General features: G+C 67.1%; 20 protein-coding genes and 4 pseudogenes. 9 read left to right on the top strand and 15 right to left on the bottom strand.

Annotated elements, in window-relative coordinates; all coding sequences use genetic code 11:
* Nucleotides 1-558 precede the first annotated feature (558 nt).
* Nucleotides 559-1014, top strand: coding sequence for a hypothetical protein (locus B085_RS46060; protein ID WP_158689779.1), 456 nt, complete (start codon nucleotides 559-561; stop codon nucleotides 1012-1014).
* Here the strand turns inward: B085_RS46060 and B085_RS0135140 are convergent.
* Entirely contained in the window at nucleotides 986-1297 is a 312-nt protein-coding gene (locus tag B085_RS0135140) for a hypothetical protein (protein ID WP_018560449.1), read from the bottom strand. The two genes, B085_RS46060 and B085_RS0135140, sit on opposite strands and share 29 nt — an antisense overlap.
* Before the next feature lie 241 nt (nucleotides 1298-1538).
* On the opposite strand from B085_RS0135140, the gene B085_RS0135135 reads away from it, so the two are divergent.
* The gene (locus B085_RS0135135; RefSeq protein WP_026251265.1) at nucleotides 1539-4211 is read left to right on the top strand and encodes a DEAD/DEAH box helicase; all 2673 of its coding nucleotides are present in this window, start codon (nucleotides 1539-1541) and stop codon (nucleotides 4209-4211) included.
* A gap of 88 nt (nucleotides 4212-4299) precedes the next feature.
* Here the strand turns inward: B085_RS0135135 and B085_RS0135130 are convergent, their stop codons facing one another.
* A complete protein-coding gene (locus tag B085_RS0135130) occupies nucleotides 4300-6276 on the bottom strand; it encodes an AAA family ATPase (RefSeq protein ID WP_018560451.1) in 1977 nt (658 codons plus the stop codon).
* A 983-nt stretch (nucleotides 6277-7259) separates the two neighbouring features.
* Between B085_RS0135130 and B085_RS0135125 the strand changes: the two genes are divergently transcribed.
* Nucleotides 7260-8036 carry a polysaccharide deacetylase family protein gene (locus B085_RS0135125; RefSeq protein ID WP_018560452.1) on the top strand — a complete coding sequence of 259 codons (777 nt, stop codon included), beginning with the start codon at nucleotides 7260-7262 and terminating at the stop codon, nucleotides 8034-8036.
* A gap of 549 nt (nucleotides 8037-8585) precedes the next feature.
* On the opposite strand, the gene B085_RS0135120 is transcribed toward B085_RS0135125, so the two are convergent.
* The 5 genes and pseudogenes from B085_RS0135120 to B085_RS47745 all read right to left on the bottom strand — a co-directional run bounded on the left by B085_RS0135120 (nucleotide 8586) and on the right by B085_RS47745 (nucleotide 11029).
* Nucleotides 8586-8807 (bottom strand): hypothetical protein, encoded by a 222-nt coding sequence (locus B085_RS0135120; protein ID WP_018563290.1) that lies wholly within the window; start codon nucleotides 8805-8807, stop codon nucleotides 8586-8588.
* Nucleotides 8808-9081: 274 nt separating this feature from the next.
* Nucleotides 9082-9630, bottom strand: coding sequence for a telomere-protecting terminal protein Tpg (gene tpg / locus B085_RS0135115; RefSeq protein WP_018563289.1), 549 nt, complete (start codon nucleotides 9628-9630; stop codon nucleotides 9082-9084).
* 275 nt (nucleotides 9631-9905) lie between these two features.
* Nucleotides 9906-10301, bottom strand: a complete 396-nt coding sequence (locus B085_RS0135110) for a hypothetical protein (protein WP_018563288.1) — start codon at nucleotides 10299-10301, stop codon at nucleotides 9906-9908.
* Nucleotides 10302-10340: 39 nt separating this feature from the next.
* A pseudogene (locus B085_RS44795) lies at nucleotides 10341-10635 on the bottom strand (hypothetical protein).
* A 58-nt stretch (nucleotides 10636-10693) separates the two neighbouring features.
* Nucleotides 10694-11029, bottom strand: a complete 336-nt coding sequence (locus tag B085_RS47745; RefSeq protein WP_078620210.1) for a hypothetical protein — start codon at nucleotides 11027-11029, stop codon at nucleotides 10694-10696.
* 144 nt (nucleotides 11030-11173) lie between these two features.
* On the opposite strand from B085_RS47745, the gene B085_RS0135100 reads away from it, so the two are divergent.
* Entirely contained in the window at nucleotides 11174-11647 is a 474-nt protein-coding gene (locus tag B085_RS0135100) for a hypothetical protein (RefSeq protein WP_026251767.1), read from the top strand.
* Between the two features lie 22 nt (nucleotides 11648-11669).
* Here B085_RS0135100 and B085_RS51550 read toward each other — a convergent pair whose 3' ends face one another.
* Nucleotides 11670-12092: a helix-turn-helix domain-containing protein gene (locus tag B085_RS51550; RefSeq protein ID WP_237497839.1), complete on the bottom strand. Its 423-nt coding sequence runs from the start codon at nucleotides 12090-12092 to the stop codon at nucleotides 11670-11672.
* An 830-nt stretch (nucleotides 12093-12922) separates the two neighbouring features.
* Here B085_RS51550 and B085_RS51755 point away from each other — a divergent pair.
* Together B085_RS51755 and B085_RS51750 are read left to right on the top strand one after the other, a co-directional pair.
* Nucleotides 12923-13474 (top strand): annotated as a pseudogene (locus B085_RS51755) (reverse transcriptase domain-containing protein); the annotation flags it as partial.
* 62 nt (nucleotides 13475-13536) lie between these two features.
* Nucleotides 13537-14322, top strand: coding sequence for a group II intron maturase-specific domain-containing protein (locus B085_RS51750; protein WP_324603894.1), 786 nt, complete (start codon nucleotides 13537-13539; stop codon nucleotides 14320-14322).
* A gap of 130 nt (nucleotides 14323-14452) precedes the next feature.
* Here B085_RS51750 and B085_RS48960 read toward each other — a convergent pair.
* Nucleotides 14453-15264 (bottom strand): annotated as a pseudogene (locus B085_RS48960) (IS5 family transposase); the annotation flags it as partial.
* 309 nt (nucleotides 15265-15573) lie between these two features.
* On the opposite strand from B085_RS48960, the gene B085_RS0135085 reads away from it, so the two are divergent.
* Nucleotides 15574-17004, top strand: coding sequence for a hypothetical protein (locus B085_RS0135085; RefSeq protein WP_018563283.1), 1431 nt, complete (start codon nucleotides 15574-15576; stop codon nucleotides 17002-17004).
* Between the two features lie 111 nt (nucleotides 17005-17115).
* A complete protein-coding gene (locus B085_RS0135080; RefSeq protein ID WP_018563282.1) occupies nucleotides 17116-17637 on the top strand; it encodes a hypothetical protein in 522 nt (173 codons plus the stop codon).
* A 127-nt stretch (nucleotides 17638-17764) separates the two neighbouring features.
* On the opposite strand, the gene B085_RS0135075 is transcribed toward B085_RS0135080, so the two are convergent.
* From B085_RS0135075 to B085_RS49780, 4 genes are all read right to left on the bottom strand, one after another.
* Nucleotides 17765-18337 carry a DUF6262 family protein gene (locus B085_RS0135075; RefSeq protein WP_018563281.1) on the bottom strand — a complete coding sequence of 191 codons (573 nt, stop codon included), beginning with the start codon at nucleotides 18335-18337 and terminating at the stop codon, nucleotides 17765-17767.
* Nucleotides 18334-20889, bottom strand: coding sequence for a tyrosine-type recombinase/integrase (locus tag B085_RS0135070; protein WP_018563280.1), 2556 nt, complete (start codon nucleotides 20887-20889; stop codon nucleotides 18334-18336). The genes B085_RS0135075 and B085_RS0135070 overlap by 4 nt, the downstream gene beginning before the upstream one ends.
* Nucleotides 20886-22043 (bottom strand): tyrosine-type recombinase/integrase, encoded by a 1158-nt coding sequence (locus B085_RS0135065; RefSeq protein WP_202470955.1) that lies wholly within the window; start codon nucleotides 22041-22043, stop codon nucleotides 20886-20888. Before B085_RS0135065 ends, B085_RS0135070 begins: the two co-directional genes overlap by 4 nt.
* 289 nt (nucleotides 22044-22332) lie before the next feature.
* Complete coding sequence (locus B085_RS49780) at nucleotides 22333-22542, bottom strand: hypothetical protein (protein ID WP_018563278.1); 210 nt, start codon at nucleotides 22540-22542, stop codon at nucleotides 22333-22335.
* Nucleotides 22543-22665: 123 nt separating this feature from the next.
* Here B085_RS49780 and B085_RS0135055 point away from each other — a divergent pair, with 123 nt between their 5' ends.
* Nucleotides 22666-25578, top strand: a complete 2913-nt coding sequence (locus B085_RS0135055; RefSeq protein WP_018563277.1) for an NACHT domain-containing protein — start codon at nucleotides 22666-22668, stop codon at nucleotides 25576-25578.
* A 143-nt stretch (nucleotides 25579-25721) separates the two neighbouring features.
* Here B085_RS0135055 and B085_RS0135050 read toward each other — a convergent pair whose 3' ends face one another.
* Nucleotides 25722-26165, bottom strand: a complete 444-nt coding sequence (locus B085_RS0135050; protein ID WP_018563276.1) for a hypothetical protein — start codon at nucleotides 26163-26165, stop codon at nucleotides 25722-25724.
* Nucleotides 26162-26431 (bottom strand): annotated as a pseudogene (locus B085_RS0135045) (ISAs1 family transposase); the annotation flags it as partial. The pseudogene B085_RS0135045 and the gene B085_RS0135050, both read right to left, overlap by 4 nt.

Below are 26431 nucleotides of genomic sequence, written 5' to 3'. Positions count from 1 at the left end.
CCCGCGGAGCGGGTACCACAGCGCTGCGCGCTGTGCAAGCGAAAGCCCCCCGCTTCGCGGGGGGCTGGCCGCCTCGCGGTGCTCGGCGGTGGGGACCGCTTCGCGGTCCGTGAACCCGCTGACTTCGTCAGCGGGTTGGGCCCCGCTGCGCGGGGCTGGCCTCACTTTGTTCGGCCGGCCCTTTCGGGCCTTGGTGGGCTTCCGCTTCGCTTCAGCCCACCTTGGGGACGCTGACGCGTCCTCAAGGTCAGGGTCGCTTCGCTCCCCTGACTGGCCCTCGGCTTCGCCTCGTGCCGTTAGGGCCCGCTGACGCGGGCCCGGCTGGCTACGCGATGGCGGGGCTTGTGTGGATCGCGAATGCATCGGTTTGATGCAGCATGTAGGGTTGGGAAATAGGTGATGCCCCCTGGGGGGGCTCGCCTTCTATTTGGAGGCCTTGGAGCGAGGTGAAATTTTGTGGGGGTGTCAGTAGCCTATCCGGTCTTCCGGACCTTGGATGCGAGACAGGCCTTGGCGGTGGCTTCGGCTCTGGTGCACTGCGGAGAGTGGGATGGGAACGTGTTCGTGGACGCCGAACTGCTACATATTGCGGATACTCTGAAAGCCCGTGAGCTCTTCCCCGAGGCATGGTGTTCCTTCGGTGAATCCCGCTTGCGGGCGGGTGAGCTGCCCGAGGATCCGGAAGTAGTCGCGCGGCTGCTGCCCGGGGAGCTCGATGCGGAGGAGATCGCCGGGGAGGACGTCCTGGGCCGCTTCCTCCCCCTTGCCGCGCCTGAAGCGCGTGAGCAGCTGGCGTGGATGGGGCTGCACTGGCCGGCTGTGCCGGAGCTGGGGCTGGATTTGGAGTATGCGCGGACGGGTGTGCAGATGTGTATCAACTCCACCGCTGAGCATGAACCGGCGGTGGGGCACGCGGTGTACGTCCATGTCCGTGGCGGCGAGGACGAGCGGGCTCATCACCTCGCCGGTCTGGTGGGGCAGGCCGTTATCGGCCCGGGCGAGGAGGGGTGGTGAGGGCATCCTGGACCGGGAGCGGCGCGTCCGATCCCAGACCCGGTCTTTCCCCGCTCCCGACTCCTTCCAGGCGGTCCAGGGCCGTCTTGGCCGGGACCCGGCTGCGGAGCAGTTTCCACGTCTCGACCCCACACCCCACCACCGACCCGAGACCCACGAGGAGAACCACCACGCGCCATGGCAGCCACCACTGCTCACGGGCCACCGCGTTGGCCGCCACGAACACGCCCAGGAGCAGCGGACCGCCGGCCTTGCGCAGCCACAGTTCGATCCCGTCCCACATGCGCTTCTCCCCTGCCCCCGCCTGTGCCGCCTCCTGTCTCGTTGTTGGAGGCGGGGGTGAGCATATGTGGACACGGTGAGGGCGTCCGGCGTCAGGCCGCCCCTTCCGGGGTGGTCTGCCGGTTTATCGGTTCCGGTCCCCCGGGGGCGTAGCCGTGGTGCGGGATGATGGGGCCGCTTGCTGGCAGCTCTGGACCGTCCGTTTGGTAGGTCGTAGGAAAGACTGCAGGAGAAACGAGAGAATGCCTGGAATTCAGCTTCGTGAGCACCAGGTGGACGCGCATGCGCGTATCCGGCAGTGGGTGGGATTTCCTGCACGGTCTGCTGTTCCGGTGGAGGGGGCGCGGGCCACGCTGGTGTCTGCCACGGGGTCGGGGAAGACGATCACGGCCGCCGTGGCCGCGCTGGATCTGTTCCGGGAGGGCCGGATTCTGGTCATGGTGCCCACGCTGGATCTGCTGGTGCAGACCGCGCAGGCCTGGCGCCGGGTCGGGCACCGCGGGCCGATGGTCGCGGTGTGCTCGCTGGAGGGCGACGAGGTCCTGGAGCAGCTCGGGGTGCGGGCGACGACGAATCCGGTTCGGCTCGCGCTGTGGGCGGGGTCTGGGCCGGTGGTGGTGCTGGCCACGTACGCCTCGCTGGTGGACCGCGACGACATCGACGACCTGACGGGCGAGGGGCGCGTCCGCGGGCCGCTGGAGGCCGCTCTGGTGGGCGGGGAACGGTTGTACGGGCAGCGGATGGCCTCGTTTGACCTGGCCGTCGTGGATGAGGCGCACGGCACGGCCGGGGACATGGGCCGGCCCTGGGCGGCGATCCACGACAACACCCGCATCCCGGTCGCGTACCGGCTGTACATGACCGCGACCCCGCGGATCCTGGCCGCGCCACGCCCACCGGTGGGGAGGGGCGGGACCGAGCTGGAGATCGCCTCCATGAGCGACGACCCGGCCGGGACCTACGGGAAGTGGATCTACGAACTCGGCTTGTCCGAGGCGATCGAACGCGGCATCCTCGCCGGCTTCGAGATCGACGTCCTGGAGATCGAGGACCCGGACTGGACCGTGGGGGCATCCGAGGAAGCGGTGCGGGGCCGGCGCCTCGCTTTGCTGCAGGCCGCACTGCTGGAACACGCCGCGCAACGGAACCTCACCACGGTCATGACGTTCCACCAACGGGTCGAGGAAGCCGCAGCGTTCGCCGCGAAACTACCGGCCACCGCCGCCGCCCTGCATCAGGACGAGATCCCGGCGTACGCGCTGGCCGAAGCGGACGCCCGCCCAACATCCCCGATCGGCGCCGAGGCCGGCGAACTCCCGGCGCACCGGCACGTGCCCCCAGGCCGGGTCTGGGCGCAGTGGCTGTGCGGCGACCACCTGGTCTCCGAGCGGCGCGAGGCCATCGCTCAGTTCGCGAACGGCACCGACGCCCACGGGCGCCGGGTCCACCGGGCGTTCCTCGCCAGCGTCCGCGTCCTCGGGGAAGGCGTCGACATCGTCGGGACACGCGGCGTCGAAGCCGTCTGCTTCGCCGACACCCGCGGCTCCCAAGTCGAGATCGTCCAGAACATCGGCCGGGCGCTGCGCCCCAACCCCGACGGCACCACAAAGACCGCCCGGATCATCGTGCCCGTCTTCCTCCAACCCGGCGAAGACCCCGACAACATGCTCGCCTCCGCCTCATACGCACCTCTCGTAGCCATCCTTCAAGGGCTCCGCTCACACTCAGAGCACCTGGTCGAGCAGCTCGCCAACCGCGCCCGCAGCAGCGGAGCGCGCACGATCCACGTGATACGGGACGCCGAAGGCCGCATCATCAACGCCGACGGCCGCACCGCCGGCGAGGACCAGGGCGGAACGGAGCGCGGGACGGAGACGGAAGCCGCGATGGAGCCGGCACTGCTGAACTTCGCCACCCCCCGCGACCCCGCCACCATCGCCGCGTTCCTACGCACCCGCGTCTACCGACCCGAGTCCCTGGTGTGGCTCGAGGGCTACCAAGCCCTACGACGCTGGCGGGCCGAAAACGGCATCACCGGCCTGTATGCCGTCCCCTATGACACGCAGGTCGATCTGGGCGTGACCCGGTTCCCCCTCGGACGCTGGATCCACCAGCAACGCCGGACGCTGCGGGCCGGGGAACTCGAAGAACACCGCACGACGCTGCTCGACGAGGCCGGCATGGTCTGGGAACCCGGCGACCAGGCCTGGGAGACCAAACTCGCAACCCTGCGCGCCTACCACCGCGCCCACGGCCACCTCGCACCCAGACAAGACGCCGTATGGGCCGACAGCGACGGGACGCTCGTGCCGATCGGGCAGCACCTAGCCAACCTCCGCCGCAAAGACGGCCTCGGCAAAAACCCCGAACGGGCTGCGGCACGCGCCGCACAGCTGGCCGCGATCGATGAAGACTGGGACTGCCCCTGGCCCCTGGACTGGCAACGCCACTACGCCGTACTACGGGACCTGGCAGAGACCGAGCCCGACCATTCGGTGGCTGGTATCGAGCCCGGTGTCACTTTCAATGGGGATGATCTTGGGGCCTTCATCGCCCGCCAATCGCGGGACTGGGCGCAGCTCAGCCCCGAACAGCAGCAACGGCTGTCCCAGCTGGGCGTCACGCCCGCTGAGGCGCCGTCCCCCTCCCCGGCCGCCAAGGCTACGGCGAAGGGCCCAGGCAAGGCGTCACAGGCGTTCCACCGCGGCCTGGCAGCACTCACGCAGTGGGTGGAACGGGAAGGCGCAGGCCGGCCCGTACCCAGAGGACACACCGAACCCATCACCGTCCAAGGCGAGGCGGAGCCGGTGGCTGTCCGGCTGGGCGTATGGATCTCCAACACCAAAACCCGCCGACACCGGCTCACCCCCCAGCAGCGGGCTGCGCTGGCCGAGCTCGGAGTCGAGTGGGCGTGAGATCTGCCGTCGGCGGGCGTTAAACCTGCCGGACCCGCACGAGACCCCGGGCTGTCATGGCCGCCCGGGGTCTCGTGCTGTCTGCAGTTCAGGCCGTGAGCTTCTTGAAGACCGTCTCGAAGCGGTCGAGGGTCTCGTCGTCGACCTGCGCGAAGAAAGCGTCCTTGTCCCGGGTGAGTTGGTGTGCGGGTCCGACGTGGTCGAAGTCCCGGGGCTTGTGTTGACGTTCCCTGGCGATCCCGATGCGCTTGAGGATCGGGAGGGGCGTATCGGGGGTGATCAGGTCTTCCTCGTTGATAGTCACCTCGGTCGCCTTGTTGTAGAGCCAGAGGTAGTCCTTGGCGGAGAACAGGTCCTCGATGTCGGCCGTGTCCGGGAGCCCGTCGAGCTGGCCGATGACGGTGATGTGGGACGTGTCGACTTCGGCCGCCTCGGCAGCGCTGAGAACCTTGGCGGTCACCTTGGTGGTCTCGGCTCCGTCGATGAGCGCCCGGACGGACAGTCGGCGTCCCATGACGGCGATGAAGGCTGGCATGTTGCCGATGCCGCCGACCGGAATGATGGCCAGCCGGGGGTCGAGACCGGTGCGGCCCTGGCTGACCAGGTAATCGGACATGCGCATGAGGAAGACGAAGTCGCTGCTGCCTTCCACGGCCAGGAGGGGTCCGGCTCCAAGGAACAGGTGCTGCGCCACGGAGTATCCGAGTGCCGCTTCCACCGGCAGGATCGTCTTGGGATCGGCCGACAGGCTGACCGAAGTGATGACCACGCCCAGGCTCGGGTCTGTGCGGGTCGCCTGGTCGTGGATGGCGCGCATGGTCTCGTACCGCGTGGGGTCGATCATGTGCTGAGAGTGGGTGGTGTAAAGGACCTGCTGCTTGGGCCCAAGCTCACCGTAGACGTACCGCAGGAAGTCGCCTTGCGCCTCCCCGTGCAGGCTGGTGCCCGGTTCATCCAGCAGGACAACGACGCGCTCATCGGTGTCGCGGTAAGCACTGAACGCGGCGAGGAAGGAGAAGAACCACTGGAAGCCTGTGGAACGGGTGGAGAAGTTGGTCTCCACGCCGCCGTGCCGGTCATCGCGTAGCTCGATCTTGAGCAGCCGGTGGTGGGGCTGCGGCTGGCCGTTGACGTCCGGGGGCATGGGTATGAGGTCGGTGTCGAAGACGACCGTGAGGTCCTCGTTCTGCTTCCAGTACTCGAAAACCTGAGCGCTCAGGTCCAGGCTAGCGGCCTGGAGCTCCGCCTTGCGGCTGGCGTAGTCCTCGTCCAGGAAGTCCTCCGGCCCCTCTCCTGCAAGTCGGAGCAGGGACATCATGGTCTCGTCCCCGCGCTCCCACTGCCGGGTCCTCGCGCGTTCGGCGAGGGAGTGGAGGTCGCAGTCACCAGGGAGCATCTCGTAGTTGGAGAAGTAGAAGAACTTCGGGAGCAGCTCGATCAGCTGGTCCTGCTCCTCATCGTCAAAATTCCCTTCGACGTACCGCTTGCGCCGGTCCAGCTCGGCCGGGACCTTCTCGATCGCCTTGACCCGGGCCGTCTTCTTGCCAGCGCCGACTTCTTTGGCGTGGGCCTTCGCCGCGGCGCTCACGGCCTCGATGGTCGTGTGGTCCCCCGTGATGGCCTTCTGGTCGTCCTCTTCGTCGACGCCGGCTTCTTCGAAGACGTCCGCCAGGACGTCCTCGAGGGCGCAGTGCACATCGGCTCGGAGGCTGCCGTCGTACAGGCGGGACGCCTTGACGTACGCCTTCGTCGGCGGCCGTACGCCGACTAGTTCCTCGATCGCGTCGAAGTCCGCATCTTCCAGCTTGAAGACGGCCGTCACGGCAGCGACCGTGTCGAGATCCTTCGTGCGCCGGTGCCTGGACAAGTCCCGCCGTGGGTAGTCGGTGGTGACATGGAAGTCGTCGGCGTTGTTGGCCGGGTTCAGCCGATGCAGAGCCTTGAGAACCGTCGTCTTGCCCGACTCGTTCTTGCCAATCAGGCACGTGACCTCGGGGTCGACCGCCATGGTCTGCTTGTTCGTGATGTTGCGGAACGCCTCGATCTCCACGGACGTCACCAGCATGGCACTCCCCTCCAAGGGCCACGTTGCCCTGTCTGATCCGCATACCGCGGGCTTGATCAGTCAGTATGAATCCCGCCACTGACAGTCGCGGCCGGTTTCTGTCCGCCGGGCCGCCGCCCCCCACGGGGGTGGGGAAGAGTGCGCTGGGAATAGGCCCCGTCCCTGGACAGGGACGGGGCCTGACTCGCTCCGGGCTTACCCGGCTGAGAGCAGCCACCTCCATGACAGCCGGCCCGCCTCACACTGGCCAGAAAACAGCAGCCGCCTGGTCACTTCATGACAGCAGACCTGCCCGCAACGACCTCGTGACCAGGCACCCGACATCCCGCCCCGCTGACGCCCGCCCAATGCCACCAACGCACCCACTCACATGGGCCTCCGGGTCGGCAATGGCCCGGGGGCCCACGCTGTCAGCTCACGTCTTCTTCGTCGGGGCTGCTATCGGTGCGGTGAAGGGCGCGGGCAATCAGTGAGATCGTTTCATCCTGAACTTGCAGGTCACGGGGCTGGTGTGGCCGGTCGTGGGGGTGCTCATGCTGGTCGGTGGCGTGATCGGTAGCAGGTGATCGTCTGGTCATGGAGCGATTCGCCGGAACTGCGGCCACAGGGCGTCAGTGCCGTTTACTGAGCACGGAATCAAGGGAGTTCACGGGACGGGAAAGGGGGGCGGCGGGTGGCTGCGGTGCTGACGTGGGTGATTCGGCGGCGGGTCGTGCTGGCGGACCGGTTCGAGTAGCTGGGCAAGGAACTGGCGGAGGCGGAAGCCGAGGTGGCCCGTCTGGAGCAGGCCGCAGTGGCGGGCCGTCGCCCGGCGCGAGGCACACCAGCGCCACTGTCGGCGGCCGAGCACGTCGGGGAGGCGCTGGAGCGGATCGCAGCCGAGGTGGCGCCGCAGCTCACTTGAAACGCGCTGCACCACGTGTCCTGCCTCACAATCGAGGTCGCTAGGCAACCTCTCCACCGCTGGAATCTTCTCCTTTCGAGTGAAGATCCTGAAGAGGCGGCCTCGCCTGCTCATACTCCTGACCCTGGCCGTGGTGGCGGCCGTGACGGTGACCGTCGTCATGGTCATCCAGGCGAACAAGATGGAGACGCTCTCCCCGGGCGAGGAACGCGGCCGGGCCGCGTCAGGAGCCCGCGTACCGTCGGGGCAGGTGGACTGCCGGAAGGACAAGTGCATCGCGCTCACCTTCGACGGCAATCCGGGCGAACCCACCGACCGGCTGATGGACCTCCTGAAGGAGTACAAGGCGCCGTCGACGTTCTTCCTTGAGGGCCGGCGCATCCACAAGTTCCCGGATGTGGTGCGGCGGATCGCCAAGGACGGCCACGAGATCGGGGACCACACCTGGACGCACGCGGTGCTGACCGATGTCTCTGATGCGCAGATCCGCGACGAGCTGCGCCGCACGGCACGGGCCATCTCCGGCATCACCGGCAGCGAGCCGATGCTGATGCGCCCGCCCCAGGGCCGCACCGACGACCGCGTCTCCAAGGTCTCGAAAGAACTGGGGATGGCGCAGGTGCTGTGGACGGTGACCGCGAAGGACTACGAGACGGATGACACCGCGCTGATCACCAGGCGCGTACTCGAGGGCGCCGGCCGCGACGGGATCATCCTGCTCCACCCGCTGCACAAGGGCACCGTGCCGGCCATGCCTTCCATCCTGGAGGCGCTCAGCAAGCAGGGCTACACCTTCGTGACCGTCTCCCAGCTGCTCGCTCCGTCCAAGGCCGAGCCCGGCAAGATCTACAAGTGACTGACTGACACGCGAAGCGTCCGCCTCCTTGGGCCCCTCGCCACCGCGGGAGCGGCGGCCACCGGTTCCGCCGAACTCCGGCGACTCGTTCGGCATCCCATTTCAGGTGTGGTCGGTCGTGAGGTCCCTGCGGCCCGCTCTCTGCGGGCCGCCATCCCACCACCGGCCCAGCGCAGCGGCTCCCAGGCCGCCCCCACGACGGCCGGAGAGACGGGCGCACCCCCGCGCAGGGAGCCGGCTACGCCACGCCCACACCCCCACACAAGAGAAGTCAGACCGGCTGGCGCCCACAAAACCACCCGTGACCAGGGCGGATACAGGCCGCCCGTCGGAGGGTGCGCAACGCCCGCCGCAACCCCTGCCGCAACGCCCGCTGCAACGGCCGCCGCAACGGCTCTCGCAACCCCTGCCACGACGCCACAAGCGGCCCCCCGGCCCGCTGACGGCCCCGCCGCCGCGTCATGGCACGAGGCGGGGCGCTGATCGTCCGTCAACGGGCCGTACAAGCACGAGGTGATGCGTTCCAGGGCTACAGGGATAGGGGCGTGATCAGAGATACCGCCTCAGCCAGTCGGGCATGCTCGGGTCGTCAAGTTCCCAGGACTCCTGGAACGATTCGTCCTCCTGCCAGGTGTTCTCATCGCCGTCGAAGAACTTCTGCCGGTGGCACTTGTACTTGACTACGGTGTCGCCTTCGAGCCTGTACTCGTTCCAGTAGTAGTTCTGCCTCCCGTGGCCTTTCCACTCCTGGGTCGTGTAGATCGTCGTCATGAAGTCGGAGTGTAGCCAGGGCGCTGATCCGGTTTGACGGCTTAACCCGGGCAGGCCGGGGCGAGTTGGGAGGCGGTCGCGAACGCCGCCGGCGCCGGAGTACGGGCCGCAGTAGCGAAGGGGACGGCGTACTCGCCGAGGAGATCCGCAGAGGGTTTGGGAAGTAGGCACCCCTGCTCATGACTGAGCCTTCGGCTTGCCAGGCCTCCCCACGCGCGGGTGCTCAGTTCGCCAACTCAACCGCTCATCCGCCGGCCAAGCATTCCACCTGCTGTCACAGCTCGAAGTCGATGTAGTCGATGTCGGTGAACTCCACCTCCAGCCCGGCAGCCCGTCGGCCGCGGTCGCGGAAGTAGATCTCCTGCAGGCCCTCGGCTGCGATCGCGCGCAGCTGCTGCTCGTCGGCGCCGGTGTCCTGGGCGTCGAAGAGGCGGGCCGCGTATTCGGGTGGGAGGGCTTGGGTGATCAGGCGGAGGCGGGCGTCATCTGTGCTGCCGGGTGCGGCGGTGAAGCCGAGGCGGGCGCGGGTGTCGATGACGATGCCGCCGGTGGTGGCCGCGGCCTGCTTGGCGCGCGCTCGGACCTGTGGCTGCCAGCGCTGGCGTACCTCGCGGTCTATCCGGGTGGCGAGGTCGGCGCGGGGTCGCTTGATCTGGTACTTGACGTAGCGCTCTACGGTCCGCTGCGAGATCCCGAGCAACTCGGCGACCGCCTTGGTGCCCTTGAGCTGCTTGACCAGGTAGCGCATCTGCGCCGGGGCCGACTTCGGAATCGCGCGGGTGAACGCGCCCTGCACGGCCTTGTCGAGGCTGTCCCCGAGCATTCCCACCGCGGGATCTCCTTCCGTGATGTGGTGCTTGATCGTCTGTGCGGGCCTGTGGCGGCCGATCATGGTCCTGGATGACCGGATGTGCCATCCGGGTGATGATCGGCCGCCAGCAGCCCGCATGGGGCGTTCTGAGCTGTAGGTTGTCACTTTCGGTGTCATGCGCCGACGCTATGACCTGGACGTTCCCCTCCAGTCTCACGACGTGTCGGCAGGCGGCTGTCTCAGATCGATGTCATTTCCTCAGACTGCCCAGCCGGCTGCGCCAGACCTCATGAACCTGCATCGGCGGCCGTCCGTTCCATCCACTCCCGCACCTTCACTGCTCGCTCGATGCGGTTGACGATGTCCTTCTTGGACGCCGTGTCCAAGGTCTCCGGGATCTTGTCGAAGGTGTCGGGAAGGACGTCGAGGAGACCCCAGATTTGCTCGCCGGTGCTGACGGTCAGCAGTTGCTGGCACCTCCACTGCAGCGGCACCTCTGGACGGTGCGTGAGCCGCTGCACGAGTGTCGGGAACAGGTAGTGCGTCGCTTCTGCGGCGAGGTGCTCTCGTAGCCAGTCGACCGGGAGCCGCTGGCTGAAGCCATGCATGGCGGCCTCCTGGGCCAGGTCCAGGAGCTGAGCGGTGTCGACGGCTCGGACGGTGCGGGGAAGGGTCGGGGTCATGTCGCGATGATGCCAAGAAGCCAGTGCGGCGCCGAGAGGTCAGCTTGGCCGGGATGCGATCTGCTGACGGGCAGGGCCCCAGACATCCTCGAAGGTGAGTTGTTCGGGGTCGTGGCCTTCCCATTCCGAGACGGGCAGCTCGGCGGTGATCCCGAATCTGCTGTCGTAATCACCGAGGCGGCCTGCGTCGCGGGCCCGCTGCCACTCGGCGAGGGAAGCGGCTGCGATCGGGATCAGCTCAGGCCCTTCGAGTTCGACCTGCCGGATCACCCAGCCTTCGGCGTCGACCTCGAAGTAGAACCCAGGTGTCTTCCTCGTCCCAGTAGCAGCGCATCCATGTGGTCACCAGGCCATGATGCCGGGCCAGATGCGCCGCCCTACTCCGCTCTATCTCATGACTGGGCGATGAATCCTGCGGATCGGTCGAGCTGGAAAGGAGAACCGACCCGGGTTGGATCCCAGCCTTGATCCCGTGCCTCTCGAATGCTGGCAGCAACGTGAGCCGGACGAATGGGCTCCGTCTCGACGCCCACCCAGTTGCTGGGATGGGCCTGACCGCTGGTGACGATCAACGTCGTGCCCGGCTGGCTGCCGCTGGCCGCTTCAACCGCATAGGTCATCGGTGTCCAGCAGAGTCCCTGCATGTAGGAGGGCTTCCTGCGGATCCGCCAGCGGTACTCGATCCCGTCAACGGTTATGCGCCGGGAACCCTTCTTGTTCAGCGCCATCTTCGCCTCCTCCACTGTTGGACTCTAGGGCCGTGCAATAGGTCCGTCTCAGCCGGAATCTTCCGGGCCGCCGGACAGCACGCCGAAACCAAAGTGCCGTGCAGGCTGTGGTCGCCGTAGTGTCCCAGGCGAAAGGCGGTTCCAGTGGAGATCACGGTTCAGTGGATCAGAACGTCGTGGACGAAGCACTCCAGGGGCGGTGACGCTGCTGCCCGCAGGAACTCAGCGCCAGCGGGGTTCCTGGTGTCACCAGTGCCGTCTTCCTTCGCCCAGGTCATCCAGATGTCCGAGCGTGACGGTTTCGAGCCGCACGAGAGCGAGAGGGACTTGCGCCAGGTCGGACTCAGCTTGCGAGACGAGGGCGCTCGGCTCCGCGTGCTGGCGCGTGTGGAGCCGTTGTTCGGATTGCCGCCGCGCCCGCGGCGGCCGCCGGCGGTGCGTCTGGTCCCGGGGCAGTGGGTCCGTTGGCAGTTGAACTATCGGTTCAGTAGCGCCGCCGGAATACGGGACTGGTCGTACTGGCTCGACACGTTCAACGTTGCCTATGGGCCCGTCGACCCGAACGTCTTCCTGTCGGAGCCGACCGTTCTGGTCGATGAGTGCGGTCCTGTTCGATAGCCGACCGCCAACGATCGGCTGGTCATGGGTTCTGCCTGGAGGCGGGAGGAATGCCGGTCTCGATGGTGTTGCCGCCTGGTCGAGCGCCTTCGCTGTCGGTCAGCGCGTCCATCACGGCTTGTCCGGCCTTGGTGGGGCGGAATGATTCGCCCCGGCGGGGGCGGATGTAGAGCTGGACGCCCAAATCCCTTTCCAGGGCAGCAAACTGGGTGTAAAGGACCGAGCGAGCGGTGCCGAGCTGGCGTGATGCCTCGGCGAGGGTACGATGCTCCACGGCTTCTCGAAACCGCTGAAGGCGGCCCCAACAGCGCCGATCTGTGAGGGCCGGCCTGATCAGCGGCGGTACTGATTCGAGTTCCGTTCGGCTCACGGCCCGGCGTCCGCCGCGTGGACGGAGCTCGATGCCCACGGCCCGGAGGTGGCGTGTCAGGGTCGTTGGGCTCATGTCCAGCTCGGTGGCGATGCTGGCCAGGGTCCGGGCCTGCCGGACGTACTGCTCTCGGAGCCACTGCTCATCGACGATCGGCTTCCTCGATAGCTCTCGGCTAGGCACTGTTTCCTGGATCATGTTCGGAGCCAGATCACCAGGGATGCGACGGTGACGGTTCCGAGGTAGGTATAGGCGCGCTTGTCGTAGCGGGTGGGTGCGCCACGAGGCGCCATGGAATCGAGTGAGGTGAGAGACCTTCACCGCCGGGTTGTCGCAGCAATCCGGTTGAAACTGGGGGCAGTTCGGCTCGGGGGATGCCGAGTCGGGCGGTAAGCAGCCCCGACAACGTCGGGACGGGCTGGCACTGCCAGACGGTCCGGGTCCGGCTAGTGAGACGGGAAGGTGCACGCGAGGAATCAGTGCTTGACGCCCCGCAATTACGACACCGGCTCCAACCTGGCGGATGCGGGCCGGATGCAGTGCACGGCCGCCGATGGTCGGCGGCCGACTCCGAAGCCGGATCTACCTACCGGTGGGGAGGCCACGCCGAAAGCCTGCGGCGTAAGCGTGGCGATGCTGCCGGGGTAGAGCTGGGCACCTCACCCGTCGATCGATTCCGTGGTGAACGTGGGAACTGCCCGCGGTCGCCCCAGGCCGGACCTCCAGTCCGGTGGAGGGCAGGCCCATCGTCGGCTGATGGCCGTCGGGCAGGACGGAGGCTCCGTAGTACTCCGAGGCCGGGAGAGCCGGCCACATGGGGAAGGGGGCCAGCAAGTCAGCAGTAAGAACACTGGAATGCCAGGAGGCTGTCGCCGGTGAATACCGACGAGCTGGAATGGGCCTTGATGAAGGCCGAACGCCGGGTACTGGAGATCCAGACCAAACTGCACCGTTGGGCTGTTGATGATTCTCATCGCAGGTTCGATGATCTGTTCAACCTCGTGGCCGATCCCGCCTTCCTGTTGGTGGCGTGGGACCGTGTCCGGGGAAACAAGGGTGCCCGCACGGCCGGAGTGGACGGGAAGACCGCACGCTCCATCGAGGCCGGGCAGGGAGTCGAGATGTTTCTCGGCAGGCTGCGGACCCAGATTAGAGACCGCAGCTTCCGACCGGTTCCCGTCCGTGAACGGATGATTCCCAAGGCGAACGGCAAGCTTCGTCGTCTTGGGATTCCGACCGTGGCGGACCGGGTGGTCCAGGCGTCCTTGAAACTGGTGCTGGAGCCGGTGTTCGAAGCGGAGTTCCTCCCGTGCTCCTATGGGTTCCGCCCGAACCGCCGGGCTCATGACGCGATTGCTGAGACTCGCTATCTCGCCAGCCACGGATATGAGTGGGTGGTGGAGGGCGACATCACGGCGTGCTTCGACGAGATCTCACACCCGGCTCTCATGGAACGGGTGAGGAATCGAATCGGGGATAAGCGGGTGCTGTCCTTGGTGAAGGCGTTCTTGAAGTCTGGATCCTGTCCCGGGACGGAGCCTTCACGGACACACGCACTGGGACCCCGCAGGGCGGGATCCTGTCGCCGCTGCTGGCCAACATCGCGCTCTCGGTCCTGGACGAGCACATCGCCCAGGCCCCCGGAGGAACAGATAGCACCTCCGAGGATCGGCGCAGGAGACGGCGCCGGGGATTGCCCAACTACCGGCTGGTCCGGTATGCGGATGACTTCCTCGTGCTTGTCTTCGGGCGCCGTGAGCACGCCGGGGAACTACGCGACGAGGTCGCGGAGGCGTTGAAGCCAATGGGCCTTCGCCTGTCGGTGGAGAAGACAAAGATCACGCACATTGACGAGGGCCTTGACTTTCTCGGGTGGCGCATCCAGCGTCACCGGAAACTAGGCACTGGTCGGCAGTACATCTACACCTATCCGGCACGGAAATCAGTGCGTTCCGCGACGGGCAAGGTGAAGGAACTGACCGGACGGCAGAACGTCGGCTTGTCGCTGGAGTCCTTGCTCCACCGGCTGAACTCGGTGTTGCGGGGATGGTGCGCGTACTTCCGTCCCGGAGTGTCGAACGTCGCTTTCTGTTACCTCAGCCACTACACGTGGATGAGGGTGACACGATGGATCCGGCGCAAGCATCCCGGGATCACCTGGAAGCAGCTCCGTCGACGCTATTACGGCGGTGGCTGGTGGCCTGCCACGGAGGAAGCGGAACTGTTTAACCCGGCAAAGGTAAGCACGACCAGATACCGATACCGGGGAACACTCATCCCGACCCCGTGGCCCACTACAGCATGAGGAACTGAACACCCCGAAACGGGATTTGTGGAGAGCCCGGTGCCCGGAGACGGGCACGCCGGGTTCGGGAGGCGGCTCGGGGAAACCCACTGGTGGAAACACCAGCAGGGCGCCCCGAGTCGACCTCACCCACTGCCCGGAAGTTCTTGAGGCGGTTGATCGCCCGCTCGACGACGTTGCGCTTCTTGTACCGCTGTTTGTCGAAGCCGCTCGGCCGACCGCCGGCCGAGCCACGTCTGCGGCGGTTGGCCCGCTGGTCCTTCGGCTCGGGAATGGTGTGCCGAATCTTGCGTCGGCGCAGGTAGCGGCGGTTGCTGCGGGAACTGTACGCCTTGTCCGCGCTGACGCTGTCCGGCCGGGAGCGGGGCCGACCGGGCCCGATGCAGGGCACGCAGATCTTGTCCAGCACGGCCTCGAACTGCGGGCTGTCGCCGCGCTGCCCTGGCGTCAAGACGATCGACAGCGGACGGCACCGACCGTCGGCCGACAGGTGGATCTTCGTGGTGAAGCCGCCGCGTGAACGGCCTAAGCACTCGCCTGCTTCACCACCTCCGCCAGGCGGACGGACAGGCTCCGAAATATCGGATCGCCCAGGTTTGCACCGCCGTGTGCCCCCTTTTGAGGAACAATCACCGGCGGGGCGGCTTTACGGGCACCGGCGGCATGCTGATGGGCCCGGGCCGTGGTGGAGTCCACCGACACATCCCAGTCGATCCTGCCCGCGGCGTTCTCGGCCGCCTGCACCCGCGCCAGCAACATTTCCCACGTACCATCCGCCGACCAGCGACGATGCCGCTTGTAGACCGTTTCCCACGGTCCGAAGCGTTCCGGCAGGTCCCGCCACGGCACACCGGTCCTGACCCGGAACAAGACCCCGTTGATGACCTTCCGGTGCTCACTCCACCGACCGCCACGTGTACCGCCACGAGGCCGCAGACGGATCTCTGGTGTCGGTGGGCGGTGGGATGATGGTGTGTTTCCTGGGGGAGGGCGAGGCTGTGGCCATCGAGTGGGACCGGATCGGGCAACCGGTGTTCGACCGGGTGGTGGAGGCGCTGGTGCACCGCCTGTACGACCAGACCGCGCGGGTGCGCGCCGTCAACGGGCGCGGCGGGGACGGCGGGATCGACATCGACGGTCGTCAGCGGCGGGCGGCTGCGGATCTTCCAGCTGAAGTACTACCCGGACGGGTTCCCCGCGTCGTCGTTCAAGGGGCGGCAGACCTCGATCAAGCGGTCGTTCGCCCGGGCGATGGCGCACACCCCGTACGAGTGGGTGCTGGTGGTGCCGTGCACCCTGGGCCCAGGCGAGCAGGCGTTCGTGGACGGCCTGTCGGCCGGGTGCGGCGTGCGGGTCAGGGTGATGGACCGTGCCGAGCTCGATGACCGGATGGCCGCGCACCCGGACCTGGTGGACTTCTTCACCCGGGACCAGCTGATGGAGAAGGCGAAGGTCTTCAGCCAGGAGAAGGCCGTGCTGCTGGGCGGCGAGCGGGACCTTGCCGAGCGGGTCGCCGCGCTGGGCGCGATGGCCGACGGCATGGATGATCACTGGACGGTGGACTTCTCCCGCTCCGGGGACATGGTGGTGCACACTCTGCGGGCCAGGCATCCGCGTGCCCACGAGGTCAGCCCCATCACGTTGGAGCTGAAGGGCAGGCCCGGTGGGATGGGCGCGGACTTGACCGCCGCGCTGTCCAGGTCGCTCGGCTTCGGGCTCGCTGAACAGGTCGTGCTGCCCGCTGAGGCGATCGCGTCGCTGACCGTCAACGGGCCTCAGTGGCTGGCGAAGACCCTGACCGACGTGGAGGTGGTCTGGCGGCCCGTCGGGCCGCTGCCCGGGGCCGGCGCCCCGGCGGAGCTGGCCTTCCACGACGAGCGCGGTGCCACCGTCGCGTCGTTCACGGGGCGCCTGAACGGCCTGGGGCGCGGCAGCGTGGGCCGCTCGGTCGACGTGGACCTGCATGGTTGCCGCCTGCAGCTGATGCTCCCCCACGACCTGGACCGCCCTGCCAAGCTGAACTTCTCCTTCGACCTGGCCGGGGCCACCCCCGCGCAGGCGCTCAAGCGGCTGGGGCTGCGGCGCAGGCTGATGTCCGGCGGCACCTTCGCTCTGACCGTCGACGGCAAGGACGCCGGCGGGGGCCAGCTGGCGGCCGCGAGCACCGGCGAGCGCGACGAGATGGAGCAGCTACGGCTGTATGCGCAGGACCTGGAGGTCCTGCAGCAGCACTGCGAGCAGGAATTCCCACTGCCCGACGACATCACCAGCTCCGAGCGGATCGCGCTGCGCGTGGCACGGCTGATCGTCGAGGGGCACTGCGTCATCTCCCCGTTCGCCCGCGCCCTGACCGTCACCCTCAACGGCGAGGACCACCCGGCGCTGCGGGCGGTCCTCAGCGGCGAACCCCAGTCGGTGCGCGTCCTGGACCCGCAGTTCACGCTGCCCCTGGCCGGGCGCACCCTGCCGCTCGGCGAGGTGATGGCCTTCCACACCCAGGTCGTCGCCGAAGACGGTCCCGCTGCCCTGGCCGCCCTGGACGCGGGCCAGGCCGAAGGGCACCGTGTGGTGATGCGCCCCGTCGACGGGCAGCGCTTCCACTTCTGTCTGGAGAGTGTCGATCCGCACCGGCGGCTGGTGCCCACCCCGCTCGGACTGCCCGGATACCCCGAACCGCACTGAACTTCAGGCACGAAAAGGCGAGCCCGGTGGCCATGTCCGTCGGCCGCCGCCTGTGCCATTCCGGAGCGCCGCAGCATGGGCAGCCAGTCCGCTCCCGTAGGTTGACAGGCTATGGGGAACGCTCTCGTCCACGAGGCCAGCGGTTTCATCAACTTTCGGCACTACACGTTCGAGGATCCGCGCGAGCACGGCTTCCGGTGGGTAGACAGCAAACACCTACGTCTCATCGGTGAAGCCAGTGGTGACGTGCAGCTACTCGCGGCGCTCATCCGGCATGAACAGTTCCGGGACGACTACGCCGGCGGCGGGGTGCTGGCAGACGGGCCCCGGCACGGTCCGTACTGGCTGAGGCTGGTCACCCCTGCCGTCTACGAGACGGTCAGCCTCGAGAAGGGCGCCGGAATCCTCCGGAAGTGGGTAGGCCCGCGTGAGAAAGTGCCCGCCGACCTGGAGGCGGACCTGCAGCGGGAGGTGTTCGACCGTGTCGCCGCGGCGGACCACATCTTTTACCTGGGCGAACTCGGGGACAAAGCCCTCCATGATTGGGGACGGGTACATGAGGAATTCCACGAGTTCGTGCTCATCGACCGATCGGCCGGGCGGATCACGCTGCTGGTCGCGGCCGACGACTGAGCCGGGCAGAGCAACGACCGTGCCGACCGGCTGAGGGTGCCGGAAGCCGATACCGCCACGCAAGGCGGCGGGTGGTCGCTGGTGTCGCTTCAGGCCATGGGGGGTGGGCACCCAGCGGGCGTCGGGGTCAGCTAATGCGGTTCTCCTGGCGGATCACGCGACGCAAACTCGTGCGGGCAGCAGCGAGGTCGGTCTCGAGAGCGGCGACTTGTTGCTGAAGGTCGGTGTTGCAGATGGTGGCTTGTTGGAGTTGGTCGGCGAGTTGGTGGTTGTGGTGGGTGAGTTCGTCGATGCGGGTGGTGAGGTCGTGGGTGGCGAGGGCGTCGAGTTGGCGTCCGAGTTGGTGGCGTACTGCGGTCTGGGCTTGGTCGCGTTCCTGGCGTAGCTGTTTGATCTCCTGGCGTGCGAGTTCGAGTTCCGTGCGCAGCGTGGTGGTGGTCGAGGGGTTCGTGGCGGGGGGTGTCTGGCTGGGGGCCGGTCGGGCGGCCTGGCGGTGCTGGGCGGCTTGGATGTGCTGGCGGATGGTGTCGTTGTAGGTGAGCCAGGTGGAGACGCCGGCGGTGCGGGCGACGGTGGTGTGGGTGACGGGGTGGCCGTCGCGTTCGAGGGTGGTGATGGCGTCGAGGGCGCGTTGGCGTTTGTCGGCGCTGATGCGGGCGCGGGCTTGGGCGAGGGTGGCCGGGTTGCCGTGGGGATTCACTGGGCTCCGGTGGGGGTGCGGTTGACGACGGTCAGGGGCAAGAGGGGGCGCGGCGCTCCGGCACGGGCTCGGCGCAGGACGGTGCTGGCTTCTTCGAGTTCGGCGCGTTCGTGGGCGGGCATGGCGGTCAGGTATCTGCTCATGCGAGTGAGGACTTGTTCGAAGGCGGTGATCTGGGCGGTGAGGGCGGTGGTGACGAACTCGGCGGCGTCCATCGCCAGGGCGGTTTCGCGGTCGGCGCGCAGTTCGTTGATGTGCTGCTCGATGGCGGGCAGGTAGGAGGGGTCGGGGCGGTAGAAGCCGCAGCCGGCGCACTGGAAGCGGATCGGGCAGGAGCTGCCGCCGGCTTTGACGTTGCTGGGTTCGGTGCAGCCGCCGTAGGGGACGGCCACGGAGCGGAGTTCGTAGGCGGTGGCGGAGGTGGGGGCCGCCTGGCCGCTGCGGTCGACGACGTGGGCGCTGAGGGTGGTGACGGCGGCGCGCTTTCGCTTCAGGGAGACCTGGTAGTAGCGCTGGGTCATGGCGATGGACTTGTGGTCCATGAGTTCGCGCAGGACGTCGACGGGGGTGCCGACGTCGGCGTGGCGCTGGGCGTAGGAGTGGCGGAAAGCGTAGGGGTAGATGAGGGTGCGGTCGAAGGGCAGCAGGTTGCCATCGGCGTCGACGCCCTCGGCGTGGATGTCGGGGATGGAGGCGACCCATAGGCGCAGGGTCTCGCTGATGTAGCTGGAGGACAGGTGGCCGACCGCGCTCTGGTCGGTGAGGGCGGGGAAAAGGAAACGGTCGCCCGAGGCAGGCAGGTCCAGGTGGTTGCGGCGTTGCTGCCACTCTCGGATGGCCTGGGCCGTTGCGGCAGTGATGGGCAGGCGCCGACGGTGGCGGCGGCGTTTGTGGTTGTCCCAGATCAGGGAGGTCTGGCCGCGGTCGCTCTCCAGACAGTCGCGGGACAGTGAGGCGACTTCCAGAGGTCGGCGTCCGGTGTCGCGCAGGACGATGTAGACGGTGCGGTAGAGCAGGTGGAGGTCAGCTTCAGGGATGTCGCGCCGGCCGGCGACGCTGCCGCGGCCGATGGCCTCGATGTGGGTGTCGAGCTGGCGGATGACCGATTCGGGGATGGCCTTGCCGATCTCGTCCTCGTTCTCGTCGTCGCGGCCGACGGTGTGGTGGACGGAGTCGCGGGTGAAGGTACCGGCGAGATCATTGAGTGCGTCGCTGCGCCGTCCGTAGTCGATGAGCTGGAAGAAGCGGCCGGTGAGGGCGTTGCGGTGGCCGGAGCTGTAGGGGGTGCCGTTGAGCTTCAGTGCGGTGCGGAAGGCGTCGACGACGGCGGTTACGTCGGCGAACCGCAAAGTGGTGGGGTCGTTGCCGGCTCCTGGACGCTGAGCCAGGGCGCGGGAGGCGATGGTGGTGGCGCGCAGGGTGCGGGTGAAGTCGTCGGTCCGCGGGCGTTCGGTGCACGCCCAGAAACGCAGCAGGCGCCGCAGCCAGGGCTGGTGGATGCTCTGGGTTAGGTCGACGGTGGCGGCGAACTGGCGGGGTTCCTGGCCGCTGACGGCGCGCAGGCCGATCTCGCGCAAATCCAAGATGTTTTCGTTGAAATCTCTGCGGCCGGTGAACTCGTCGAAGCCCGTGCGCAACGCGGTGTGAAGTTGCTTGAGCGTGCGGCGGTAGGCGGCGTCCTTGTGCGCGGAGAGGGGGCGGGGGTCGTTGCAGAGCAGGGTCGTGACGTCGGCGTGGTCGCGGACCAGGCTGCGGATGCTGCTCGGGTTCAGGACGCGGGCCCACCGGTCGGCCTGCTGCAGGGCGTAGAGGACCTCGCGGCGCACCAGGTCGGTCAGGGGAACCAGGCTGAACTGGTGGGCGGCGACGTAGGGCGGCTGGTTCTGTGCCCATTCGGCGGCCGGGGTGGGGGCGGTGCGGTTGTCGCGAGTCCACGCCCGCGAATGAAAGCCGCAGAGCCCGCCTGAGTTGAAGGCCGGGCTGGGGCAGGCCGGCACCAGGCAGGGGACCTCGTCGGTGAAAGGGATAGCGATATGGCTCCACCACCGGTCCTCGTTACTGCGGCGCTGGTGGTAGTGCCAGGTGCCGTAGTGCGTGGAGCACAGGTTTCGGCAGTGCTTGGGACGTACGCACTGCACACCGTCGCGGGTGACCGCGCAGCGTGCGATCGCGAGGCCGTTGGGCGCCTTGTCGCGCTGGGGAACGTGGGTGGTGGCGAACTCCTCGGCCGTGAGGCTGGAGGCCTTGAGGCGGTCCGCGCACATCGCGCAGAAGATGTTGCGGGCGTTGACGACCATGCCGCAGGCCGTCGTACGGCAGGTGGAGGCGGTGGTGTGAGGGTTGTCGAGCCGACCGGTGAACAGCCAGTGTTTCTGGTCCCACTCCCCCGCCCGCCAGGTCGGGTCCGTGTGCTCGCCGAGCCAGGCAGCCCAGGCGGCCGGGTCCGCACCACCTGGCAGAACCGCCCGGTTCGGTGCAAGCCGCGGTACCGATGGCGTGTCCGGCAGAACCAGCAGCAGGTGCGGCTGATCGGCGACGGAGCGCGCAGTCACTGGCGCCCCCGGAGCGCCTCGAGCCGGTCGACCGCGGCGCGCGTCTCGATGTCGTCGACGTGCCGGTAGCGCTCCATCGACAGCGGCGACACGTGACCCATGAGGTACTGCACGACATCGCGATCCACCCCCGCGCGAAGCCATGCGGTCGCAGCCGAGTGGCGCAGCATGTGGGGGCGGCAGGCGTGGCGGGCCGCGCGGGCGAGCCGGTCGAACATGTCCTTGGCGTTCGGGTAGGACAGCGCCCGCCCGAGCGGCGGGCGGAACAGGTTCACGAACACCATGTCGCCATCGGCGGCCTCCGGTACGGCATGACGCTCGTACTGGTAGTCGGTGTAAAGGGCGACCAGATCCGCAGTGACGGGGATGGTGCGGGGTTTGCGGGCCTTGGCCAGCGCCTGGTTCGGATTGTCGGTTCTCCGGTGGATGTGGATATGCGGACCCTCCGTTGTGCAGCCGAGCGCGCGGGAGGAGGCGAGCAGGTGTACGTCCTGGCGGTGCAGCCCGAGGGCCTCGCCGATCCGCACCCCCGTACAGGCGAGCGGAGAGATCAAGAACCGGTCCCTCGCCCGGGGAGCGAGGTCGATCATGTGAGCGATCTGGTCGGGTGTCAGGTCCTCGTAGCCGGGCTCGGTGATCCGGAAACGGAACGCCGCAGCGTCGATGACGCAGAACTGGTCCCGTTCACCTGCGTCGTAGCCGGCCGGGGCATGGACCAGGTACTTGGACTGCGACAGCAGGCCGGCCACCCTCGGCGCGACCCACCCATTCGCGACGCCGAACCGCAGAAATCCCGCAACAGCGGTCATCACCGCATTCGCCGTGTTCCGCGACCGGAACACCGGCTTGCCCTGTCGCGGGCGGCGACCGCGAGGCGGCAACGGCTCGGTCACCAGCCATCGCTGAAACCCCGACAGCGACAGAAAGCTCGGCGCACGCCAGTCCAGGCGTCGCTCGGCGCAGTGGTTCAGGTAGAGCGCGATCCGTCCGGCGTATACACGCTCGGTATTCGGCGACAGTCCGCGCGAGCGCAGCGAGGCGATGAACGCCGTCGCCTCCACCTGCAGGTCGAGCGTCGCGGAATGAGCGACGACCCACCTCGCCTCACCAGTGGTGGGATCGACCGCCCGCTCCGCCATGAACCCTGGATCCATGCCGGGACCCTAGCCACCACAGACCTACCGGGCCGGAGGACGACGAAGGCGTTCATCCCCGCAGGTGACATCCACGCCAAACGTCCCCCACGCACTGGCCCGAGGAGCTACAGGCCCTCATCATCCCAGCTCAGACCCACATCAAACGTCCCTCACAACCAGACCAGCTCTAGATAATCTCTGTCCTGTAGTCGACGCTGGCCGCGCTCAAGCGCCGAGGAGTAACAGCGCCCGCCACGGGCGGGCGCCATGCTCTCGCCTGCACAAGTGGGACAAAGCCATTCTCGGTTCACAGCACCGCGAGGACGAAGGTCAGCAGCGCCAGGGACAGGGTGGCGCTGCCCGCGAAGGCCACGGCACCACGCATCAGGGCGGTGGCGTAGGTGGCTCCGTCGATACGAGCGAGCAGACCAGCCGCTGCTCCTACGAGCGTGCAGAAGAGACCGACGACGGCCAGAAGCAGGGCGAGCAGGAGCAGGTGAATGGATGAGGTGTTCATGCCTTCTTCCCAGGACAACCGACAACGGATACTTCGGCGAATTTCGCGGTTCTGGTGTTCACCGGGGTTCAGGGCGAACAAAGATGAACGAAGACGGTCGCCTGGGAGACGGAGAAGCAGGACATGGGGGACGTGTATGAGGATCCGCTGGCGGAACTCGCGCTACGGTTACGCACCCTCAGGGCGCAGCGAAGTCTGCAGATGGGTGGGTTGCAGCAGCGGACCGGGCTGGGGCGGACAACGATCAGCCAGGCGCTGAACGGCCAAGTGGTGCCCTCCGAGACCACGCTGGTGGCCCTGGCAAAGGCGCTGGGCACGGATGTGAGCCCGCTGCTGGCCCTTCGCGAAGCCGCTGCCCGCGTACCGCAGGTGTACCAGGGCTCTTCAAGGAGAGTTACCCACAGGCCGGTGTGGCCCAGAGTGCAGCCCTCGTTCGAGGAGCGGTACCTCAGCTACGTGACGGAACGGCATTCCCAGTTGACCGTCGTAGGACTGGACCTGAGCCGGCCGGATCGTGCGCGCTGGCCGCTGGACGCGGCGTACTTGAGCTTGGAACTGGCGGAGCGTCCGGAAGACTGGCCTGCAGGCAGTGAGGAACCGAACCGGCCATCCGTCGTGGTGAAGCGTGCCGAACACGCGTTGGCCGACTGCCGACGCGTGCTTCTGCGAGGGCTCGCTGGCAGCGGAAAGACAACGCTGCTGCAGTGGCTGGCTGTCGCCACGGCGCGCGATGAACTGCCGGCAGAACTGGCGGACTGGAGGGGGCGGATTCCGTTCGTCCTGCCGCTGCGGACACTGGTGAGGCGTGGACCCCTTCCGGAGCCACACGATTTCCTCTCTGCGGTCGGCACCCCCCTGGCCGCCTCACAACCTGAAGGCTGGGCCGATGCCGTACTCGCCAGGGGGGAGGCACTCGTCCTGGTCGACGGCATCGACGAGGTTCCTCAAGAGCACCGAGGCGCCACCCGGGACTGGCTCGAGCGGCTCTTGGCGGCCTACGGGGACGCACGGTTCGTGGTCACCACGCGTCCGTCCGCTGTACCAGAAGGCTGGCTGACTTCGTCGCGCTTCACCGAACTGTCAGTACGGCCTATGAGTACCGCTGACATTGGAGTCTTCGTCGGCCGGTGGCATACCGCCGCCCGGCACAGTGCAGCGACCGACGCCGAACGGTCACAGCTGAATGATCTCGAAACAGCGCTCCAGGTGACAGTGCGTGCTCAGCGTGACCTGGCGCAGTTGTCCAGCACACCCCTGATGTGCGCGTTGATCTGCGCGCTGCACCGGGACCGCCGCGGTCACCTGCCCCACAGTCGCATGGAGTTGTATGAGGCAGCACTGTCGATGCTGCTGGTACGCCGCGACCTTGAACGCAGCATCGATGTCCCGGAAGGCATACAGCTCACCGAACACCAGAGCGTCCAGCTACTGCAGCGTCTGGCCTACTGGCTCATCCGCAACCGCCAGACCGAGATGGAACGGACCACCGCGATGGCCCTGGTCGACGACGCGCTGCCGGCCATGCAGGCCGTGGCCGAGCAGGGCGCAGCCGACCAGGTCCTGAGCCACCTGGTCGGCCGCAGCGGGCTCCTGCGCCAGCCCACCGCGGACACCATCGACTTCGTCCACCGCACTTTCCAGGACTACCTCGGGGCCAAAGCCGCCATCGAAGCCCACGACTTTCCCCTGCTGGTCAACAATGCACACGACGACCAGTGGGAGGACGTCGTACGCATGTCCGTCGCCCACGCCCGCCCAGCCGAAAGCGCTGATCTACTCCGCCGCCTCGTCGAACGCGGTGATGCCGAGGGCGAACACAGGGGCAGACTCCACCTCCTGGCGGCTGCCAGCCTGCAGTACGCCACCGAAATCGAACCCGAGGTCCGCAGACTGGTCGAACAACGTGCGCGTGTCCTGATGCCTCCCCGCTCCCCGGAAGAGGCGACGACACTTGCCGCGCTCGGGCCAGGCATCCTGGATCTACTGCCGGGGCCCGAAGGCCTAGAACATGACGAAGTAGGCCCCGTCATCCAGACTGCTGCCACCATTGGGGGCGACCATGCTTACGCCTTCCTCAGCCGCTTCGCTCAGTCACTGACTTCTGAGTCAGCACCCTACGAACTCGTCCACGGCTGGAAGAACTTCGATTCTGTCCCATACGCACGGGACATCCTTCTCCCTTTCAGGGACTGTCTACCTCTAGTCGTACACACTCATGAGCAGCGCAACGCCCTGCGCCTACTGGCCCCCATTTACGATGTCACCTTTCAAGAAGCCTTTACCGCAGAAGAAATAATCGAACACCTCTCACCCGAGCACACCCATGAGCTGAATATCTATTCCGGCCAAGCACTGAAGGACTTGAAATTCGTCCGGCAACTCTCCGCTTTGAAGGAGCTGGCCCTATCTGAGTGTGAACAGCTCACACACATTGAAGATCTTGCCGGACTCCCACTATCAGGCCTGAGCCTCCTACAGTTTCCAAACGGGGTCTCCTTCGATGCTCTGGCTTCACTGCCGGAACTCACGAAGCTTGCCCTTTACGCTCGCCTGCCATGGACCAGCCTGGGGGAGATGCCTGCACCGCTGGACTTGACCGCACTGCGCCTAGCCCGCTGGATCGATACACCTCTACGAGGCATCTCCAAGTGGCAGTACCTGGAGGAATTGGTGATCAACTCAGCACCCACGCCTACAGAGTGGCGAGAAATCTCCTCCCTGCCACACCTGACGGAACTCTACATTTCTGAGTACGATCTCGCGCAGGCCGCACCCATACCCCACGTGACATACCTGCAATTGTCACCCCTCGACGCAGATGCGCAATTGCACCTTGTCCCTGACATATTCCCTAACCTGAAGAGACTTTTCGTCAACTGCCGCGCATCGCTACCCGATATCACTGACATCACTCCCCTTGAGCGGATCGACGGACTGCAAGTATCTCTGCACTACGCACAAAGTGTCGTTGGCCTCGAAGGAATTAACCCAGATGCTGTTCACCTGTACCCACGACCCCGCATAGCGGGTACTTGACTCATTCGGCTCAAATACGGGCGAACAAAGCTCTACCTGCCCGTGAAGAGGCCGTCAGACTGCGTGGTCCCCTGCTCGCCCAGCTCTCCGCCAGGAGCACTCTCCAACAACCAGGACAAACGTCACTCACGCTTCCCCCACCTCTAGATAATGTCGACGCCCTCCGCGACGACCTTGGCGTTCGCCATGATCGCGCACGGGGCCTGGGCGAAACGGGCGAAGACCTCGGCACGCTCCGCGGGGGTGTGGTCGCCGTCGACATACAGCGTCACCGGGTCGAGATCCGGACACAGCTCAGGAGCAGTGGTGCGCAGCAGGCGCAGGGTGTGGCCGAGCTCGCGCGTGAACCTCTTCGCGTCCGCGACGAGCTGAAAATACACCAGCACCCGCTTCAGGCCGTGTGCGGCCATGGTCTTCAGCACGGCCAGATGCAGGGCAGTGGTACGCAGCGCATCCCCGGCCCCCGTGGCGGTGGGGGCGGTGGTGGGGGCCAGGTTCAGGCGGGTGCGCAGATCGTCGTCGCTGATGGTCGGCACGATCACCCGGTAATCCGCCAGCACACCGTCGGCAACCCAGGGCTTGATCAAGTTCCGTAGGTGTCTGGATCGTTGGTGATGCCCAGGATGCGGAGTGCTCGCTCGGGTTCGTTGCGAATTGCGCGGGTGGTCTTGGCGATGTTGTCGGCTCCGAGGATTTTCAGCACGCCGATGGCGAGGTTGCGAAAGGTCGCCATGGCACGCGGTGCGGTCCCGGTGTGGACGGTGGAGGCGTCCTCGGCGAAGGTGACGTCCCTGATGTGGTGCGAGGAGTTCTCGATTCCCCAGTGCCCGCGAATCGCAGCGGCCAGGTCGGC

The sequence above is a fragment of the Streptomyces sp. BoleA5 genome (genome assembly GCF_000373665.1).
Taxonomy (GTDB): Bacteria; Actinomycetota; Actinomycetes; order Streptomycetales; family Streptomycetaceae; genus Actinacidiphila.
Note: the sequence above shows the minus strand (reverse complement) of the source record. Positions and strands in the feature narration are given on the sequence as shown.